Genomic DNA, 19311 nt, shown 5'->3' on the forward strand with positions numbered 1-19311 from the left:
CGTGTGTGTTGCTCGCGATGGTGGGGGGCATGCAGGGCGCTTACGCGCAGGGGCTGGCAGGCAGCGATTCGCCGGCGGTGCAGCAGGCATCGGCGCCGGTGGCCGCGATTCCGGTGATCGATTCGCAGGTCCAGACGTCGGTGCAGACGCAGGCGGGCGAGGCGACGGGGCCGAGCACGGTCGACGACCTGCAGCGCCAGATCCAGGCACGCACGCTGACGGAAATGCGCACGAGCTACAACGGCAGCTACGGCGCGAGCCTGCTGTTCAATGTGAAGGACGGTGCGTACTTCGTTGCGCTGTTCCAGCAGAAGGCGTTCTGGCGCGTCATCAAGACTTACGACGAAACGCGCGCGGAAGCGATCTATCGCGATTTCTCGCATCAGGCGGAGCGGCTGGCCGTCAACGAACTGCGGGCGGCGAAGCTGGAATCGCAGAAGGCGCAAATGGACAAGCAGATCGAAGTCACGCAGGATCGCGCGCGGCGTCTGCAGGCCGATATCTCGATCGCGCGCCAGCAGCAGGCAGCGGTTGCGGATCGCCAGAAGAACGTACGCAGCGAGACGGTCGCGTTGCAGGCGCAACAGGCCGAACTCCAGTCGCAACTGCGTGCGTTGCGGCAGCAGGTGCGTTCGCTGCAGCGCGAGGCCAACGCGGGCCTGCCCGCGACGGCACGCTGAGCCGAGAGTGGCGGTGCGGCGACATGCCGCGCCGGCGGCCGCACAAGAAAAAAGGGCAAGCCCGCTGGCTTGCCCTTTTGTTTTACTGGCCGTCCGGCACGATTCGCCGGCGGCGCGTGACGATCACCGGCCCGCCGTTGCCGCCGCGTGCATCGGACGGCGACGTGTTGCCGGATGCGTCGCCGGCGTCGCGCGGTGCGCCATAGCTTTCGCGCGGTTCACGGGGTTCGCGCGGTGCGCCGTAGCCTTCGCGCGGTTCACGCGAGCCGTAACCTTCGCGCGGCTCGCGGGAGCCATAGCCTTCACGCGGTTCGCGGGAACCGTAGCCGCCGCCGTCGCCACGCGATTCGCGCGGGCCGCCGTGCGAGCCGTACGGGCTGTGACCGCCGCCTTCACGGCCGCCGGGGCGCCCGCCGGTGCGCGGACCGCGGGGGCCGCCGCCGCCCGGGCGCGAGCCGCCGGTGTCGAGCTGGATCGTGGAAATCGCGCGCTTGTAGATGCCTTGCAGACCCACGGGGGTGCGCAGCATCACCAGGTACTGGTCGAACGACTCGATACATCCCGTCAGACGAATGCCGTTGACGAGATAGATTTCAACGCGCTTACGTTCCTTGCGCGCCGAATTGATGAAGTCGTTTTGCGGATGGGATTCTGCGGGATTGGCCATTGAGGTGCGGCAGGAGCCTGCGTCAGAGAATATGTTGTGCGTGTGTGGCGTGTTCGTCCACAAGGCGTTTGGCGGAATTCTACCCTGTTCGATAGCGAAGCGCGCAGTCGTGATTGTGTCGAACCGTAACCCACTATAGACGTTGCGGCGCGTTTTCGCGATTCGGCCGAACGGCCAAAGCCGTTTCGTTACGTCGCGTTACGACTCTCGCAACGCCGTATCACCTCGGTGAGCGTGCGGCGCTTACATTTGTCGCGCGAGCCGGGCGGGCCGGCTTATCAGGGATCCGGAGCATGAACAAGAGGCAAGTGGCAGGGTTGATCGGGGGCGTGGCGTTGCTGGCTTCCGGAAGTGCAATGGCGGGGCATGTCGACCTGTCGGTCGGCATCGGCGTACCGGTCGCACCGGTCTATGTCGAGCCGGCGCCGGTCTATGTGGCGCCGCAGCCGGCGGTGGTCGCCTATCCGGGCTACGGATACGGCTACTACGGCGATGACGACGACGATCGCTACCGGAAGTGGCGCAGGCATTATTACAAGCATTGGCACAAGCACCACGGCGACGACGATGACGATTGAGCCCGAGGCAGGCCCCGCCGGCGCGCGTCAGAACGCGTAGTCGGGGTTTTTCGGGTCGAATGCGGTGTCGTCGAGCGTCGCCGGCGCGATTTTCTCGATGACGATCCGCTCGAAGATCCTGCCGTCGTTGTCATAGGACTCGACGGTCCGGAAATAGGGCGCGTGCAGGTCGAGCCCGAGGACTTCCTTCTTCGCGTAGAACTGCGGTCGGCCGGTCGGCGTTTCGTAGGTGAGCGCGACGACGCGCACGCCGCCGATCGTTTTTGCTTCCACCCGGGTCGGCCGCTGCACGCCGGCTTCCTGGTATTTCTTCCCTTCGGTCAGGTACAGGTTCGTGACGAACTCGGTGCCGAGATCCTTCACCTGGTGATTCGACTGGGCACGCGCGAGCGCGCCGTCGAGCGCCGTCCACAACGGAATCTTGCCGAGCAGGCCGCCGAGATGGCCATACATCTCGTCCTTGCGCTGCGTCGTGTCGTAGATCGTCTCCTGTCCGGCATGCGCGCCGCCCGGCAGCCATTTCGCATACACCCGCAGCGGCTCGCGCGTGGTCTTCACGAACATGCGGTCGGGCGTGTCGGACCATTTCCCGCTGATGCGCTCCTGACGCACCATCGTGAATTGGTACGACGGATAGCCGTTAGGACCATTACGGATATAAAGCGGCACGGCGAGCGGATCGAGCGCCTTGAACAGCGTCGTGAGCGTCGCGTCGTCGAGCTGCGCGAGCGTGTCGCGCTGCGCGGCCGTGCGCAGCCAGCGCGCCTGTTGCGCGACCGGCTCGCGCGCGACTTTCGCCAGGTCCGCCGGCAGCGCGACCTCCGGTGCCGCGCTTGCGGCGTCGGCCGTTTCCTGCGCATGCGGCAGTCCCGGCCGAGCGAGCGACAGCATGCACGCGACCGCCGCGGCGGCAGCGTGCCGCGCGCGGCGCTTCATTCCTTCGTTCATCGACGGCGCCTCCCGGAGCGATGGATCGTTCAGCCTTGCTTCGCGGCCTTGAGTTTGGCGAGTTCCTCGTCGCGCAGCGCGCGGCGCAGGATCTTGCCGACGTTCGTCTGCGGTAGTGCATCGCGGAACTCGACGAATTTCGGCATCTTGTAGCCGGTCAGGTTCTTGCGGCAGTGCGCGAGCACGTCGTCGACCGTGAGCGACGGGTCGCGGCGCACGACGAACACCTTGATCCGCTCGCCCTGCACCTCGTCAGGAATGCCGATCGCGGCGGCCTCGCTGATGCCCGGGTGCATCACGAGCACTTCCTCGATCTCGTTCGGATACACGTTGAAGCCCGACACGAGGATCATGTCCTTCTTGCGGTCGATGAGGCGGATGAAGCCGCGTTCGTCCATCACGCCGATGTCGCCGGTGCCGAGCCAGCCGTCGGCGTCGATCACCTTGGGCGTCTCGTCGGGACGCTGCCAGTAGCCGCGCATCACCTGCGGACCGTGCACGCACAGCTCGCCCGGCTCGCCGATGGCGGCCCAGGTACCGTCCTCACGGCGAAAGCGCACGATGGTGGATGGCGCGGGCAGGCCGATCGAGCCGCTGAACGAGGCCATGTCGTTCAGGTTCACGGGGTTCATCGTGACGATCGGCGAGCATTCGGTGAGCCCGTAGCCTTCGACCACCGGCCGTCCAGTCACTTGCTGGAAGCGCTCCGCGACCGCGCGCTGCATCGCCATTCCGCCCGCCATCGCGAGCTTGAGCTTCGAGAAGTCGCGCTTGCGGAATTCCTCGTTGTCGAGGAACGCGTTGTACAGCGTGTTGATGCCGGTGATTCCCGTGAACGTTTCGTTGCGAATGATCTTCATCACCATCTTCATGTCGCGCGGGTTCGCGATCAGGATGTTGCGCCCGCCGAGCCCCATGAAGATGAACGCGTTCACGGTCAGCGAATAGATGTGATAGAGCGGCAGCGGCGTGAGCACGGTTTCGACGTCGCCCGAGACCTGGTCGGCGATCCACGCCTTCGCCTGCAGCAGGTTCGCGATCAGGTTGCCGTGCGTGAGCATCGCGCCTTTCGCGACGCCTGTCGTGCCGCCCGTGTATTGCAGGAACGCGAGGTCGTCGCGTGTCGTTTGCACCGGCTGCGGTTTGCCGCGTGCGCCGAGCGCGAGTGCGGAGCGCAGCCGGATCGCCTGCGGCAGATGGTAGGCCGGCACGAGTTTCTTCACGTGCTTCAGCACGAAATTGATCAGGCGTCCTTTCGCATTGAAGCCGTCGGCGAGCAGGTCGCCGAGTGCGGTGACGACGATGTTCTTCACCTGCGTTTCCGGCAGCGCTTCCTGCAGCGTGCTCGCGAAGTTCTCGAACACGACGATCGTCTGCGCGCCGCTGTCCTTCAACTGGTGCGCGAGTTCGCGCGCGGTGTAGAGCGGATTGACGTTGACGACGATTGCGCCGGCCTTCAGCGTGCCGAACAGCGCGACCGGATACTGGAACGTGTTCGGCAGCATGATCGCGACGCGGTCGCCGGGCTTCACGCCGATGGCTTGCAGATACGACGAAAATGCGTCGACTTTCTGCGCGAGCGTGCGATAGGTCATCGATGCGCCTGCGCTCACGTAGGCGACGCGCTCCGCGAAGCGTGTCGTGCATTCGTCGAAGAACTGCACGAGCGACGCGTATTGCGCGACGTCGATTTCGTGCGGTACGCCGGGCGGGTATGACGCGTACCAGATGCCGTCGGTGTTCGGCGGAACCTGGGCCGCTGCGGTTGCTGCGGAAGATGACATGACGTGTCTCCGGTCTTTGCTTTCGGCAAGGGCAGGCGCTTTTATGCCAGCCCGTGCCCCATGCTTCACGGGCGATCAACACGGGCGCCTCGGCGCGCCGCATGACCCCGCGTATCAATCAATTCGTGAATGGGAACTCGCGCGTGGCCTCACGCGCTCAGTTCGCGGAGTGCAGCGTCGCCGTATCGGCGGTAGCCGCACCCGACGGCAGCCCGAACGCTTCGCTTGCACCTGCGTCGTCGAGCACCGCTGCGAAAATCGACAGTTGCGCGCTGTCGGGCATCGGCGCCTTCAGCGCGGCGACGATCAGCGACGACAGCCGCGCGATCATCTGCACGTCGTTCATCGTGCGGCCTTGCGAGAACTCGTCGATCAGGCTTTCCGTTTCGCCACCCGCGAGCGCGCCGGACAGCGCGCCGATCGCAAAGTGCAGCCGCCAGCCGAGCTCCGTGCGCGGCAGGTGCGGCAACGCGCGCTGGAACGCGTCGAAGAAGCGGCCCGCGACGCTCGCGTAGTGCGCGGTCAGGAAGTTGCGCACGAACGGCGACGGATCGGTGTACGCGCGGCCGATCAGCCGGAGGAACCCGGGCCCGCCGCGTTCCGGGTTGCGCGATGCCTTCAGCGCGGGAATGAACATCGCGCCGAGCACGTGCTCGCAGGTGATGCGCGTGCCGAGCTGCGCATCGAAGCGGTCGAGGATGCCGAGGCGCTCCTGGTTGAGCTGATCGAGCCGACGCGACAGCATCGCGTGGATCAGCGCTTCCTTGCTGCCGAAGTGGTAGTTGACCGCCGCGAGGTTGACCGCCGCGCGCGACGTGATCTGTCGCATCGACATCGCCTCGAAGCCATGCTCGATGAACAGGTCCTCGGCCGCATCGAGGATGCGCGCCTTCGTCCCGCCGGTCTGCCGAGGGCCGGATGATCTCGCCCCGGACGGCCGTCCCGCGGATGGCCGCCCCTCCTGACTTACTGCCATGTTCCGCCTCCCATGCCGGTCGCCCGGCCGCGAACAGGTGATTTGATTGTCTGATTCAAACAGTCGTTTTTATTAAGATAAAAAAACGCGGGCGGAGCGGGCAAGTGGGGAATCTGGTCAAATTCCTCTAGTTCGATGTGCATCTGCGGAAAGCGCGGCGCGCAACCCCGGCGGGACGGGGCGCGCGCGATGGTGCGATGCGTCAATGCGCGGGTTCAGCCGACCGCGCTACGCGTATTGACCGATTGCGTCATGTCGATGCCGCGCCGCTCGCGGCTGAACAGGATCAGCACGGCGATCGCGACGGCGACGGTGCCGGCCACGAGTGCGAGCGCGAAGCTGTAATTGTTGTCGTGCGACACGGCGAGCGATGCCTGCATCGTCGCGTTGCCGGACGCGAGCAGGTTGCCGAGCTGATAGACGACGCCGGGGAAGGTCGCGCGGATCTCGTCGGGCGAGATCTCGTTCAGGTGGACCGGAATCACGCCCCACGCGCCCTGTACCGAGATCTGCATCAGGAACGCACCCGCGGCGAGGGCAACCGGGCCGCTCGAGAACGCCCACAGCGGCAGCACGGGCAGAGCGATCAGCGCGGCGATGAAGATCGTGCGGCGGCGGCCGATCCGTTCCGAGATCGCACCGAACGACAGCCCGCCGACGATCGCGCCGATGTTCAGCACGATCGTGATCCATGACACGGTATGCGGATCGAAGTGATGCTGTTCGCGCAGGAACGTCGGATAGAGATCCTGCGTGCCGTGCGAGAAGAAGTTGAACGCGGTCATCAGCACGATCGCGTAGATCGTGAGCTTCCAGTTCTGCTTCAGCGTGGCCCCGAGGCTCGGGCGCGGGCGTTTCTCCATCTGTTTCCACGCCGGCGATTCGGGCACGTGCGTGCGCACGTACAGCACGAGCAGCGCGGGCAGCACGCCGACCATGAACATGCCGCGCCAGCCGATGTACTGGTAGAGGAGGCCGAACACGACGGACGCGAGCAGGTAGCCGCTCGGATAGCCGGCCTGCAGCAGGCCCGACACGAAGCCGCGTGCATGGGTCGGCACGGTTTCCATCGTCAGCGCGGAGCCGACGCCCCATTCGCCGCCCATCGCGATGCCGAACAGCGCGCGCAGCACCAGCAGCGCGGTCAGGCTCGGCGCGAAACCCGACGCGAGCTCGAGCAGCGAATAACACGCGATGTTGACCATCAGCGTCGGGCGGCGGCCGAAGCGGTCGGCGAGCCGGCCGAAGATCAGCGCGCCGAGCGGGCGCATCGCGAGCGTCAGCGTGAGCGCGAACGCAACGGCGGGGATCGTCGACGCGAATTCGGCGGCGATGTCCTTCAGCACGAAAACCATCAGGAAAAAATCGAACGCGTCGAGCGTCCAGCCCAGGTAGGCGGCGATCGTGACGTTGCGTTGTTCGCGGGTCCAGCTCATGTCCGAGGTCTCCTCGTTGGCTTGCGCGCTCACGATGTGCATGCGGATGCCGGCCCGGCTTGCGCGCGGTGCGCGGGCACTGATCGAGTGTAGGCCGCCGCGCCATGCGATGTGGGGCGCGATAGCGCCGAATCGGGAATAATCCCTACGAAATGAACTGTTGCGGAAACGGAAACGGAGCCGCGCCGGACCGGCGACAGGCATCTGTATCATTCCGGAAGCTTTTTGTATTTGTTCTGTAATGCGCTCGATGCGCATCGTCACCGAATCAGGAGTCCCGATGAACGAACGTTCCGATGCCGCGCTGCCTGTGCTCGAAACCGCCAGGCTGTGGCTGCGTCCGCGCGTGCTGGCCGACCTCGACGCGTGCATCGCGATGGATCGCGATCCCGAGGTGACGCGGCATATCGCGGGCCCGTGGCACGATCCCGTCGAGCATCGCCGCTTCGTCACGCACCGGATCACGCGCGACTATCCGCCGGGACTCGGCTATTGGTCGATCTTCGAGAAGGCCGCACCCGATGCGTTCATCGGCTGGGTCCTGCTGATTCCCGACTATGCGGACGGTGCGCGCGACGTCGAGATCGGCTGGCGGCTGGTGCGCACGACATGGGGGCGCGGCATCGCGAGCGAGGCCGCGGCCGCCGTCGTGCGGCACGCATTCGATACCGTGCGCCTGCCGCGCGTGATTGCCGATATCGCCGAGGCCAACAGCGGTTCGCTGAACGTCGCGCGCAAGCTCGGGATGCGTCGCGTGAGCGTCGTGCACGACGGCATTCCTTACATTCGCCATCGTCTCGAGCGCAACGATCTGCGCGCGTAGCGCGGCGTCGTGCACATGCGTGCGCGGTTGTCAGAGATCGTCAATCGGATAGGTATCGAGGTCATGACGTATTAACGGCTCGCGCGATCAGGAGTATCGTTGCCGGAATTTCGCAACATGGGGTACGACCATGGCACTCGGCAGAGACGTTCATCTCATTCCCGTCCGGCTCGACGCGCTGCGTCCGACGCAGATGACGGTCGGCTATCGCGAAGTCAAGGCAAAGCGCAAGCACTGGAAGACGCTCGACAAGCGTGCGCGCAAGGCCGCGATCGAGTCGCATTGGTTCCCCGCCGTCATCGGCCCGGACGGGTTGCACTACATCACCGATCACCACCATCTCGGCCTCGCGCTGATCGAGGAGGGCGAGTCGCGCGTGAATGCGATGCTGCTGAAGGATCTGTCCTGGCTCGACGACACGATCTTCTGGCGGATGATGGAGCACAACCAGTGGGTGCATCCGTTCGGCGCGGACGGGTCGCGCCGCGACTATGCGCATTTGCCGAAGGCGTTGACGGGGCTCGAGGACGATCCGTACCGCAGCCTCGCAGGCGAACTGCGCACCGCGGGCGGCTACGCGAAGGATGCGACGCCGTTCAGCGAATTCCTGTGGGCCGATTACCTGCGCCAGCACGTGTCGCTCGACCAGATCCGCAAGAACTTCGCGAAGGCGCTCGACGCCGCGCTGCGCCGCGCGCACGACCAGGATGCGCGTTATCTGCCCGGCTGGTCGGGCATCATCGCCGTCAAACCCTGACCGGCGCACCGCGCCGACCGTTCCATGACGACCGCCCCGATCCGCCCCGACGCCGGCCCGCAGCATGCCGACCATTTCTCCGCGCTCGACGCGGCCTCGCCGCCGCGCATGCGGCGCGTCGGCCTCGATGCGCTGGCCGGCCTGTCGATCGCGGGCCTGCTGATTCCCGAGGCGGTCGCGTATGCGGGGCTGGCCAACCTGCCGCCGCAGGCCGGCCTCATCGCACTGCTGTCGGGGCTCGTCGTCTATGCGTTCACGGGCAGCAGCCGCTTCGCGATCGTGTCGTCGACGTCGTCGTCGGCTGCCGTGCTCGCGGCCACGGTGCTCGCGGAATCGGGAATGGCGCTTGCCGCACAGCTCGCGCTTGCGGCTGCGCTGGTCGCGATGACGGGCATGCTGTTCATCCTGGCGGGTGCCGCGCGGCTCGGCGGCATGTCGGACTTCGTCGCGCGGCCCGTGCTGCGCGGCTTCACGTTCGGGCTCGCACTGACGATCGTCATCAAGCAGTTGCCGAAGATTCTCGCGATTTCCGTGCAGCACAGCGATGCGCCGCATGTTGCGCTCGACCTGATCACCGGCGCACCGCATGCGAACCTCGCGAGTGCCGTGCTCGGCGCGACCGCGCTGGCGCTGCTGTTCGTGCTCGGGCGCCGCTCGCGCGTGCCCGCGACGCTCGTCGTGATCGTGCTGTCGATCGCGGCCGGCTATGCGATCGACTGGCAGCGATACGGGATCGCGATCGTCGGCCACATCGATTTCCGGCACATCGAATTCGGCCTGCCGCAACTCGACCGCAACGCGTGGATGCAGACGGTCGAACTCGCGTTCGCGCTGATGCTGATCCTGTACGCGGAGTCGTACGGATCGATCCGCAATTTCGCGCTGAAGCATGGCGACAGCGTGTCGCCGAACCGCGACCTCGTCGCGCTCGGCTGCGCGAACCTCGTGTCGGGCCTGCTGCACGGGATGCCGGTCGGCGCCGGCTATTCGGCGACGTCGGCGAACGAGGCGGCCGGTGCGCAGTCGCGCTTCGCCAGCCTGTGGGCAGCCGGCGTGGTCGCGCTGATCGTCTGGCTGCTGCTGCCGCAGCTCGCGCGCACGCCCGAGCCCGTGCTTGCGGCGATCGTGATCTTCGCGGTCAGCCATTCGCTGCATCCAACCGTATTCCGGCCATACTGGGACTGGCACCGCGACCGGCTCGTCGTGATCGCCGCGCTGCTCGCGGTGCTCGTGCTGGGAGTGCTGCACGGGCTGCTGGCGGCCATCGGCGTGAGCCTGCTGCTGACGCTGCGCAAGCTGTCCGAGCCGAACGTCAGCGTGCTCGGCCGGCTGCGCGACAGCCATGACTTCGTCGACGTCGCGAGCCATGCCGACGCGAAGCCGGTGCCGGGCGTGCTGATCGTGCGGCCCGAGGCGCAGCTGTTCTTCGCGAACGCGGACCGGATGCTGAATCGCGTGCGCGCATTGATGAAGGCGGCGCCGGATACGCATACCGTGATGCTGAGCCTCGAGGAAACGCCGGATGTCGACGGCACGACGATCGAATCGTTGCGCACGTTCGCGGCCGAATGCACGGCGCGCGGGCTGCGGCTCGCGGTCGTGCGGCTCAAGATGCACGCGCTGCACGCATTGCGCCGCGCGGCGGACGATACGCTGCACGACGGCTCGATGTCCGAACTGAGCGTCGACGAAAGTCTGCAACTGCTGCAGGCCGGCATGCCGCCGGACGGCAGCAGCGGAACGACTGCCGCGTGATGGGGTGGCGCGTCGGCGCGGTCTATTGCGACAGCACGGCGTTGGCAGCGCGATCGATCATGCCGGCCACTTCCGCAGCCGTCGGCGCATAGGCGCCTGCGTGCGCACAGGCGACCGCCGCGCACGCGGCCGCGTAGCGCAGATGCTCGGCGGCCGATGCATCGGGTCGCGCAAGCTGGCTCGCGAGCCAGCCGCCGACGCTGGCGTCGCCGCAGCCGACCGTGTCGGCGACCTCGGTCGGGAACGCGGGCTGAAACAGCACTGTGTCGCGATGCAGGAGCTGCATGCCGGATGCGCCGCGCGTGACGAGCATCGTTGCATCGGGCGCCCACGCGCGCAGTTGCGCGAGGGCAGCCGTTTCGTCGAGCTCGGGAAACAGCCCGTGAAGATCCTCGTCGGATACCTTGATCCAGTCGGCGAGCGCGGCCAGCCGGCGCAGCGTGTCGCGATACGACGGCGCGGCCATCGGCGCACGGTAGTTCGGATCGAACGAGATTCGCTTGCCGGCCGCGCGCGCGGCCTGTGCCGCCTCGATCAGGCGCGACGCGAGCGGCTCGCGCACGACGCCGAGCGAGCCGATGTGCACGATCTCGGCTGCGTCGAGTGCGCCGGCGGGCAGGTCTGCCGGGTCGAACGCGAGATCGGCGCTGTTCTCGCCGATGAAGAAATAGTGGGGCGGCTGCTTCGACACGACCATCGCGAGCAGCGGCGCGCGGTCGACCTGCCGGATGAAACGCATGTCGAGCCCGGCGTCGGCGCTTTTGCGCATCAGCTCGTCGCCGAAGATGTCGCGGCTGACCGTGCCTGCGAAGGCCGTCGGCACGCCGAGTCGCGCGCCGACGCGCGCGACGTTCCAGCATGAGCCGCCGGCGACGCTGTGCCAGTGCTGTGCGTCGTCGCGGATGAAATCGGTCAGCGCTTCGCCGAATACGATCAGGCGGGGGAACGTCGTCGTCATGTTGATGCCCGGTGACCGGGCCGTGCAGCGGTTGATGCGAGCGGGCGGGCGGCGCCGGCCGTCGCGCGCGGCGACGTGGCCCGGCTCCGCCCGGTTCCGCGGGCGAGTGGCGCGATCAGCGCGGGGAGCTCCAGCCCTTGTAGGTCTTCACGTTGTCGCGTGTGATGAGCGTCGGCTCGATCAGGATCATCGGATTGGCCGGCTTCTGGCCGTTCATGATCCCGTAGCCGACGTTGACGGCCTGCTGCGCCATCGCCCACGGGTCCTGGCTCGACGACGCCTGCACGAGCGTGTTGGACTTGAGCGCGACTTCGATGTCGGGTGCACCGTCGACCGACGTGATCACGATGTTCGGGCGGTTCAGCTGTTTCGCCGCGAGATCGCTGCCGATCGCCTGCGGGTCGTTGATCGTGAACACGCCGTCGAGCTTCGGAAAGCGCGTCAGGTAGCCCTGCATCGTGTTCATCCCGCCTTCGCGCGAACCCTTGCCGTCCTGGTCGCTCGACAGCAGCTTGATGCCCGGGTTCTTCGCGAGCACGGCCTTGCAGCCGTTCACGCGATCGATCACGGCCGACACCTGCGGGCCGTTCTCGATGATCACGTTACCCTTGCCGTTGAGCTTCTTCGCGAGGTAGTCGCACGCCAGCTCGCCGGCCTTCACGTTGTTGGTCTGCACGGTCGCGTTCGCGCCGGCGGCCGCGACGTCGACCGCGACGACCGTGATGCCGGCCGCCTGCGCCTTCTTCACCGCCGGCTCGATCGCCTTCGGATCCGTCGCGTTGAGCAGGATCATGTCGACGTGCGCAGAGATGAAGTTGTCGATCTGCGTGAACTGCTTGTTCAGGTCATAGTCGGCCGAGACCGCGGTGACCTTCGCGTTCGGGTTGAGCTGTTTGGCACGCGCTTCGGCGCCCTTGACGATCGTGACGAAATACGGGTTGCCGAGCGACCCGACCGTGACGCCGATCGATTTGAGCGGCTTGTCGGCTGCGTGCGCGGCGGAAGCGCCGAATGCGAGCGCGCAGGCGACGGCGGTCAGGGCGGCTTTGTGCTTGAACATGTCGTTGTGTCTCCGTGAGGTCTGTTGGCGGATCGACGCAGGCGTGCTTGCCTGCGCCGCAAGGTTGAATGGACGGGAAGGGTGTCAGGTGCGCGCCGAATCGCGCTGGCGGTAGCGATCGAGCGCGACGGCGCCGATGATCACGAGCCCCTTGATGATGTATTGCCAGATGTCGGACACGCCGAGCAGCACGAGTCCGTTCGTCAGTACTGCGATGATCAGTGCGCCGATCAGCGTGCCGACGATCGAGCCGACGCCGCCGACGAAGCTCGTGCCGCCGAGGATCACCGCGGCGATCGCGTCGAGTTCGTAGGACTGGCCGAGCTGCAGGCCGTTGGCCGCATAGAGCCGCGCGGCCGACATCACCGCGCCGAGGCCCGCGAGCAGCCCCGACGCCGCATACACGAACATCTGGATCGCCCGCACGTTGATGCCCGACAGGCGTGCGGCTTCCGGATTGCCGCCGACCGAATAGATCCGCATCCCGAGCACCGTGCGGCGCAGGATGAACCACGAGATCGCGATCACCGCGCACGCGATCACGACGAGCCACGGCACACCGAGGATCGTGCCGTTGCCGATGAACGCGAACGGCAACTGCGGATTGAACACGGTCGTGTCGTTGCCGATCAGGCGCGCGACGCCGCGCACGGCCGTCATCGCACCGAGCGTGACGATGAACGGCGGCAGGCGCAGGAACGAGATCAGCCCGCCATTGATCGCGCCGAACACGAGGCCGACGACGAGCGCGAAGGGTACGCCTAGCCAGCCCCAGCCGGGAATGGTCGACGCGATCAGCGCGGCGACGGCCGCGGCGGCGAGCACCGAGCCGACCGACAGGTCGATGCCGCCCGTCAGGATCACGAAGGTCATGCCGGCGGCGAGCACGATGTTGATCGACGCCTGCTGCGTGACGATCGACAGGTTCTGCAGCGTGAAGAAGCCGTCGGTCAGGAAGCCGAAGCCGATGCACAGGACCAGCAGCACCGGCAGCATGCCGGCGGTGCGTATCAGCGACTGCATGCGTGCGCGATGATCGGCGACGCGCAACTGGGGAGTACGATCGCCCACCGGATGGGCCGTCGCGGAAGCGAGGTTCCGCTGTTTGGTCGGGTTGATCATTTCGGTAGCCTGAATGTAAGAGTCAAGTGAAAGAGCGCGGCTCAGTGCGCGTCGGCGAGTTCGGCCTGCGAGCCGGTGGCCAGCGCGATGATTGCTTCCTGCGTAATGGGCGTGTGCGTGTGGCCGCCGAGTTCGCCCGCGATCTCGCCTTCGCGCATCACGAGCACGCGGTCGGCGACGCCGATGATCTCAGGCAGCTCGCTCGAGATCACGATCACGCCCACGCCGGCACGGGCCAGTTCGTTGATGATCCGGTAGATCTCGGATTTCGCGCCGATGTCGACGCCGCGTGTCGGTTCGTCGAGGATCAGCACGCGCGGCTTCGTCTCCAGCAGGCGCGACAGCAGCACTTTCTGCTGGTTGCCGCCCGACAGCGCGCCGACGTTGACGTTCGCGTGGGGTACGCGGATCGACAGCGAGGAAATCGCGTCGCGCGCGCGTTCGGCGCCGCGAGCGAGGTCGAGCGCGCCGAGCCGTGCGTCGCGGTTGCAGACGGAAATGTTGATGTTGTCGCGCACGCTCATGTCGAGGAACAGGCCCTGGCGCTTGCGGTCTTCGGTCAGGTAGACGAGGCCCGCGTCGATAGCGTCGCGCGGCGAGTGCGCACCGAACGTGCGATCGCCCAGTTTCACGTCGCCGCGCACGCGCGGTTCGGCGCCGAAGATCAGCCGCGCGAGTTCGGTGCGGCCCGCGCCGACGAGCCCGGCGATGCCGAGCACCTCGCCCTCATGCAGGTCGAGGCTGCAGCCGCGCACGCGCGCGCCGTCGGCGATGTCGCGCACCGACATCAGCAGGTGGCCGGGGTCGTACGGCGCGTGTTCCTTCTTGTAGAAGCCGGAGATGTCGCGGCCGACCATCATCGCGACCAGACGCTCGGCCGACAGCGATTCGCGTTCGAGCGTGCCGACGTATGCGCCGTCGCGCAGCACCGACACGCGGTCGGACAGTTCGTAGATTTCCGCCATCCGGTGGCTGATGTAGATGATCGCGAGACCTTCCTCGCGCAACTGGCGGATCAGGCGGAACAGGTGCTCGGTTTCGCGCGACGACAGCGGCGTCGTCGGCTCGTCCATCACGAGGATGCGTGCGCGGGTGTGCACGGCGCGCGCGATCTCGACGAGCTGCTGTTCGGCGATCGACAGCGTGTCGACGAGCGTTTCGGGCCCGAACGATGCGCCGAGGCGCGCGAGCACGTCCTGGCAGCCGCGCGCCATCGCCGCGCGGTCGATCGTGCCCCAGCGCCGGTTGCCGCGCCGCAGTTCGCGGCCGACGTAGATGTTTTCCGCGACGGTCAGGTTAGGCGACAGGCACAGCTCCTGGTAGATCACCGCGACACCGGCATCGCGCGCGGCGAGCGGGCCGTCGATGTCGATGCGTTCGCCGTCGATCAGGATTTCGCCGCCGGCGTCGGCGCGATACGCACCCGACAGGATCTTCATCAGCGTCGATTTGCCGGCGCCGTTCTCGCCCATCAGCGAGTGGATCTCGCCCGGATAGACGGTCAGGCTGACATTGTCCAGTGCGCGCACGGCCGGGAACGTCTTGCTGATCCGGCGCATTTCGAGCAGCGGGCGGGGCGACTCAGACCGCGACATGGTTGACCTCCTGCGAGTCGGTGCGGGCGCCTTTGAGGATGCCGGCCCGCGGGGAAAAGTTGAAGAACATCGGCAGCGTGGCCGCGCCGATCGCACCAGCGTCGGCGCCGAACGTGCCGCGCACGAGCGTCGGCGTGCCGCGCGCTTCGGGCGCGGTGGCAACCAGTGCCGAGCGCAGGCGCGTCGTGACCGCGTCGAGCAGGCCCGCGTCGGTATCGGCGTCGATCACGACTACCGGCGCATCGACCACGCACAGCACCGCGCGCAACGCCGGCGCGAGCGCATCGACGCAGTCGTCGATCCATTCGTCGACTGCCGGCAGGCCGCGGGCGATGCAGGCTTCGAGATCGGCGCGGTTCTCGACCGTCTCGCCGTGATGGCGCAGATGGCGCACGAGCGCGTGCAGCGAGGCGCGCGCGAGCAGGATGTCCCACGGGCCGCGCGGCGGCGGCGCGGATGCCAGCCGGCTCGGCGGCACGGGAATCACGGCGATGTCGCCTGCATTGCCGGTCACGCCGCGCAGGCAGTCGCCGTCGATCGCGATGCCGCCGCCGATCGCCGGCCCGATGAACAGGTAGACGAAGTCGTCGCACTGCCGGCCGTATCCGTAGAACAGCTCGGCGATCGCGGCCGCGTTGCCGTCGTTTTCGCCGAACACGGGCAGCGACACCGCGCGACCGAGGTCGCTCGCGAAATCGACGTCTTCCCATGCGCGGAACGTGTCGGGCGCGAGGCCGAGTTCGCGCATCCACGCGCCGAGGTTGTACGGCTGCGCGACGCCGATGCCGGTCAGGCGGGCACGTTCGTGGTCGGGGAGCAGGGCCTGCATCGCTTCGATGTCGTGACGCACGATCTCGAGCACGTCGGCGGGCGGAGGCAGCAGCGTGTCGTGCGAGCGGCGGCCGAGCACGTCGCCCGAGAAGTTGACGAGCGCCGTCTCGATGCGCATCCGGTCGAGATGGACGCCGATGCCGAACGCGCCGCGCGGGTCGAGGCGGATCAACGATGCCGGCTGGCCGCGCTGGCCTTCGGTGCGACCCGCGAATTCGATCAGCTTCGCGTCGGCGAGCGACGAGATGATGCTGCCGACCGCCGTGCCCGTCATGCTCGCGAGACGCGCAAGGTCGGCCTTGGACGCGCTGCCGGCGCGGCGCAGCGTCTTCAGCAGCAGGCGCTCGTTGTAACGGCGCACGTTGGCCGAATTGCTTCCCTGGCCGATGTGCGGGCTTCTCATGGCGTCTCCTTCCATGTTGCGCCGCTTGGTGGCGCATTAAATAAATCACGTTGATTTATTTAACCGCGTGAGCGCCGTCATGTCAGCCTAGGGAAATCCCGGTTTTTGCCGTGGATGAGGGGTGGCGGGGCGGATCTCGGGAAATGGGGATGGGTCGCAGAATCGGGGGCGAACGCTTTGGAATTCGCTTGGCGGGCGCTCGCCGTGGAAGGGGCGACGATTTGTCCGTCTTGAAGATGGCACGGGAAGGTGATGCCACACCGAGTGGATCAACAGGAAGGTGTGAATGATGCGGGGCCGGAAATGAAAAAAGGCCGGCTAGAAGCCGACCTTTTTAGAAAACAGATGGTGCCCAGGAGAGGACTCGAACCTCCACGATGTTGCCACCGCTAGGACCTGAACCTAGTGCGTCTACCAATTCCGCCACCTGGGCACGTTTCGCTTGCTGCGATGCGAAAGACCGCAATTATAGCGTGCCCGAACGGCCTGTCAACAGATTTTGTGCGGCTTTTGAGTGGGACGAGAAAGAGGCGCGTGCCGGATTCGCAGTGTCCGGGTATCGCTGCCGGGACGATCCCGGTGCGAAGGATTGCCGCCGGAGGGAGCGAGCGAATTTCCTGAACGCAGGTTCCAGTTTGTCGCCGGAGAAATTATCGTTGGTGCGTGCCTGTCGTGCCGCGCTGACTCGCGAATACAGGCAGGCACCGCCGCTCTATGCCGCTTTTGTCCGCTCGCTTGGCGGCACCGCGCGCATCGTGTAGTCGGCTGCCGCAATGGGGCGCGCGACACATGCAGGTGAAGATATTTGCATTACGATCATTTATGTTGCTATCGCGGTAACGTTTTTTTGCGGAATTGTCCGCGACAAGGAGTTCCTCATGCCTGAAATCGCAGTGGTTTTTCATAGCGGCTACGGCCATGCAGCCGTCATTGCGGACGCAGTCGCTCGTGGTGTCGAGAAAGTCGACGGTGCGTCGGTCAAGCTGATCCCTGTCGACGCGATCGACGAACACTGGGAGTACCTGGAGCGCGATGCCAAGGCGATCGTCTTCGGTTCGCCGACCTACATGGGCAGCGCGTCCGCGCAGTTCAAGGGCTTCATGGACGCATCGTCGAAGCATTGGGGCAAGTGGCGAGACAAGCTGGCGGCCGGCTTTACGGTGTCGGCCTCGCAAAGCGGCGACAAGCTGGCGACACTTCAGCAACTGGCTGTCTTCGCTGCCCAGCATCAGATGCTGTGGGTCAGCCTCGGTCTGATGCCCGGCAACAACAACAGTAAGGGTTCGGTCGACGATCTGAATCGGCTCGGGTCATTCCTCGGTGCGATGGCGCAGGCGAATGCGGACGAGGGCGGCGATGCGATTCTCGAGAGCGATCGAAAGACGGCCGAAGTGCTGGGCGAGCGCGTCGCGATTGCCGCGAAACGCTGGAACGGCGCCTGAAGTCGATGGCCGGGCGGCACTGTTTCGATGGTTGTCCGGCTGGCGGATGGGCGGGGCCGGTGCGTACTCGAAGTGCTCGATGCGTGCTGGCGACGTTTGTTGAGCGTCTCGAATTCGCGGCCCGGATCTCGTTTGATGTTCCGGGCCTGAAAAAGAAAAAGGCCGGCTGGAAGCCGACCTTTTCAAATAAGTGGTGCCCAGGAGAGGACTCGAACCTCCACGGTGTTGCCACCGCTAGGACCTGAACCTAGTGCGTCTACCAATTCCGCCACCTGGGCACGTTTCGCTTGCTGCGATGCGAAGACCGCTATTCTAGCGTGTCTTCGAAATCTGTCAACACAATTTCATCAGACTCGATAAAAATATTGAGCTCTTGTGCCACGGAGTCTCACGCACCGACCGGATCCGCGCGTTTCGCCGCGAAATTCCAGTGCTGCGCCTGGCCTGTATCGACGCGTGCCGGCAGCAATCCGGCCGCGAAGAACGTGTCGGCGATCTTCTGCTGTTCGCCGAAGTGTTGCGCGACCACCGCGCGGACGAGGTAGCTGCGTCGCGTGTTCGCGCGCACGATCGTCGCCGCGTCGAGCCCCCAGATCGGCGCGAGCGTATTCGCAGCCTCCTGTTGATGATCGCGCAGCCACGTGCCGGCCTGCGACAACTGGTCGAACAGGATCTGGACGACGTCGGGCCGCGCGGCGGCGAAACTGCTCGATGCGAGGTAGTAGCGCTGGTACGACGCGAGTCCGTTGCCGTCGGCCAGAATCCGCACGTCGGGATTCCGGTCGACCGACGCGACATACGGATCCCACGTGATCCATGCGTCCACGCTGCCGCGCTCGAATGCCGCGCGGCCGTCCGCGGGCGTCAGGTAGTGGATCGCGGTATCGGCGGGCGTGAGCTTCGCGCGTGCGAGCGCGGCAAGCAGCAGGTAGTGGCTGCCGGCCGCCTTCGTGACCGCGATGCGCTTGCCCTTGAGGTCGGCGAGCGTGCGCAGGGCGCTGTCCTGTTTGACGACGATCGCCTGTGCCTTCGGCGACGGTGCTTCCTGCGCGACGTACACGAAACGCGCATGCGCGGCCTGCGCGAAGACCGGGACCGTGTCGGCGACGTCGGCGCTGAAATCGATGGCGCCGACGTTGAGCGCTTCGGTCAGCGGCAGCCCGCTCGCGAATTCGTGCCACGACACACGCAGGCCGAGCGGTGCAAGCGCCTGCTCGAGCGTGCCGCGCGTCTTGAGCAGCGTGATGAGCGTCGACGATTTCTGGTAGCCGATGCGCAGCGCGGCGGGCGTGGTCTCGGCGTGCGTTCGGACGCCCGCCGCGGTGAGGCCTGCGGCCAGTATCGCGCGCGCGAACACGCGGCGGTTCATCGACGTCATGAATCGTGCTCCTCGTTGGGTTCGTTGCAATGAAGCGAACCGGCTAACGTACCAACGGGGCGGGCAGGCGATAACCGATAAATTCTTCTATCGATCCGACCGGAGGGCATAAGTCCTG

17 protein-coding genes and 2 tRNA genes are annotated in these 19311 nt (G+C 66.3%); 6 read left to right on the top strand and 13 right to left on the bottom strand.

Translation table 11 applies throughout. The annotated features are described in order from the left end of the window. Nucleotides 1–5 precede the first annotated feature (5 nt). Nucleotides 6–680, top strand: a complete 675-nt coding sequence (locus GD429_RS26915) for a DUF2968 domain-containing protein (protein WP_321574908.1) — start codon at nucleotides 6–8, stop codon at nucleotides 678–680. Nucleotides 681–762: 82 nt separating this feature from the next. Here GD429_RS26915 and hfq read toward each other — a convergent pair whose 3' ends face one another. Then, nucleotides 763–1347 carry an RNA chaperone Hfq gene (gene hfq, locus GD429_RS26920; protein WP_152861672.1) on the bottom strand — a complete coding sequence of 195 codons (585 nt, stop codon included), beginning with the start codon at nucleotides 1345–1347 and terminating at the stop codon, nucleotides 763–765. 293 nt (nucleotides 1348–1640) lie between these two features. On the opposite strand from hfq, the gene GD429_RS26925 reads away from it, so the two are divergent. After that, complete coding sequence (locus GD429_RS26925) at nucleotides 1641–1925, top strand: hypothetical protein (protein WP_152861468.1); 285 nt, start codon at nucleotides 1641–1643, stop codon at nucleotides 1923–1925. Between the two features lie 27 nt (nucleotides 1926–1952). On the opposite strand, the gene GD429_RS26930 is transcribed toward GD429_RS26925, so the two are convergent. The 4 genes from GD429_RS26930 to GD429_RS26945 form a co-directional block, all read right to left on the bottom strand. Next, complete coding sequence (locus tag GD429_RS26930) at nucleotides 1953–2873, bottom strand: DUF1571 domain-containing protein (RefSeq protein WP_152861470.1); 921 nt, start codon at nucleotides 2871–2873, stop codon at nucleotides 1953–1955. A gap of 29 nt (nucleotides 2874–2902) precedes the next feature. Next, nucleotides 2903–4657: an AMP-binding protein gene (locus GD429_RS26935; RefSeq protein ID WP_152861472.1), complete on the bottom strand. Its 1755-nt coding sequence runs from the start codon at nucleotides 4655–4657 to the stop codon at nucleotides 2903–2905. A gap of 157 nt (nucleotides 4658–4814) precedes the next feature. Further along, a complete protein-coding gene (locus GD429_RS26940; RefSeq protein WP_152861474.1) occupies nucleotides 4815–5633 on the bottom strand; it encodes a TetR/AcrR family transcriptional regulator in 819 nt (272 codons plus the stop codon). Between the two features lie 215 nt (nucleotides 5634–5848). After that, nucleotides 5849–7069 carry an MFS transporter gene (locus GD429_RS26945; protein ID WP_152861476.1) on the bottom strand — a complete coding sequence of 407 codons (1221 nt, stop codon included), beginning with the start codon at nucleotides 7067–7069 and terminating at the stop codon, nucleotides 5849–5851. A gap of 280 nt (nucleotides 7070–7349) precedes the next feature. Here GD429_RS26945 and GD429_RS26950 point away from each other — a divergent pair, with 280 nt between their 5' ends. The 3 genes from GD429_RS26950 to GD429_RS26960 all read left to right on the top strand — a co-directional run bounded on the left by GD429_RS26950 (nucleotide 7350) and on the right by GD429_RS26960 (nucleotide 10404). Beyond that, nucleotides 7350–7892 carry a GNAT family N-acetyltransferase gene (locus GD429_RS26950; RefSeq protein WP_152861478.1) on the top strand — a complete coding sequence of 181 codons (543 nt, stop codon included), beginning with the start codon at nucleotides 7350–7352 and terminating at the stop codon, nucleotides 7890–7892. A gap of 130 nt (nucleotides 7893–8022) precedes the next feature. Then, the gene (locus GD429_RS26955; RefSeq protein WP_152861480.1) at nucleotides 8023–8649 is read left to right on the top strand and encodes a ParB-like protein; all 627 of its coding nucleotides are present in this window, start codon (nucleotides 8023–8025) and stop codon (nucleotides 8647–8649) included. A gap of 24 nt (nucleotides 8650–8673) precedes the next feature. Further along, nucleotides 8674–10404: a SulP family inorganic anion transporter gene (locus tag GD429_RS26960; RefSeq protein ID WP_152861482.1), complete on the top strand. Its 1731-nt coding sequence runs from the start codon at nucleotides 8674–8676 to the stop codon at nucleotides 10402–10404. Between the two features lie 22 nt (nucleotides 10405–10426). Here GD429_RS26960 and GD429_RS26965 read toward each other — a convergent pair whose 3' ends face one another. The 6 genes from GD429_RS26965 to GD429_RS26990 form a co-directional block, all read right to left on the bottom strand. Further along, nucleotides 10427–11362, bottom strand: coding sequence for a carbohydrate kinase family protein (locus GD429_RS26965; RefSeq protein ID WP_152861484.1), 936 nt, complete (start codon nucleotides 11360–11362; stop codon nucleotides 10427–10429). 115 nt (nucleotides 11363–11477) lie between these two features. Next, nucleotides 11478–12422, bottom strand: coding sequence for an ABC transporter substrate-binding protein (locus GD429_RS26970; protein WP_152861486.1), 945 nt, complete (start codon nucleotides 12420–12422; stop codon nucleotides 11478–11480). 84 nt (nucleotides 12423–12506) lie between these two features. Continuing rightward, entirely contained in the window at nucleotides 12507–13544 is a 1038-nt protein-coding gene (locus tag GD429_RS26975) for an ABC transporter permease subunit (protein ID WP_152861488.1), read from the bottom strand. A 41-nt stretch (nucleotides 13545–13585) separates the two neighbouring features. Next, nucleotides 13586–15139, bottom strand: coding sequence for a sugar ABC transporter ATP-binding protein (locus GD429_RS26980; RefSeq protein ID WP_152861490.1), 1554 nt, complete (start codon nucleotides 15137–15139; stop codon nucleotides 13586–13588). Then, entirely contained in the window at nucleotides 15126–16373 is a 1248-nt protein-coding gene (locus GD429_RS26985) for an ROK family protein (protein ID WP_152861492.1), read from the bottom strand. Before GD429_RS26985 ends, GD429_RS26980 begins: the two co-directional genes overlap by 14 nt. A 346-nt stretch (nucleotides 16374–16719) precedes the next feature. Next, a tRNA-Leu gene (locus tag GD429_RS26990) sits at nucleotides 16720–16806 on the bottom strand. Nucleotides 16807–17251: 445 nt separating this feature from the next. Between GD429_RS26990 and GD429_RS26995 the strand changes: the two genes are divergently transcribed. Beyond that, nucleotides 17252–17815 (top strand): flavodoxin family protein, encoded by a 564-nt coding sequence (locus tag GD429_RS26995; protein WP_152861674.1) that lies wholly within the window; start codon nucleotides 17252–17254, stop codon nucleotides 17813–17815. Nucleotides 17816–18006: 191 nt separating this feature from the next. Here GD429_RS26995 and GD429_RS27000 read toward each other — a convergent pair. After that, nucleotides 18007–18093: transfer RNA gene (locus GD429_RS27000), tRNA-Leu, on the bottom strand. Nucleotides 18094–18203: 110 nt separating this feature from the next. After that, the gene (locus tag GD429_RS27005) at nucleotides 18204–19193 is read right to left on the bottom strand and encodes an aliphatic sulfonate ABC transporter substrate-binding protein (protein WP_152861494.1); all 990 of its coding nucleotides are present in this window, start codon (nucleotides 19191–19193) and stop codon (nucleotides 18204–18206) included. Nucleotides 19194–19311: the final 118 nt, after the last annotated feature.

Origin of the sequence: Burkholderia sp. BE17, assembly GCF_009362305.1 — a bacterium.
Taxonomy (GTDB): domain Bacteria; phylum Pseudomonadota; class Gammaproteobacteria; order Burkholderiales; family Burkholderiaceae; genus Burkholderia; species Burkholderia pyrrocinia_C.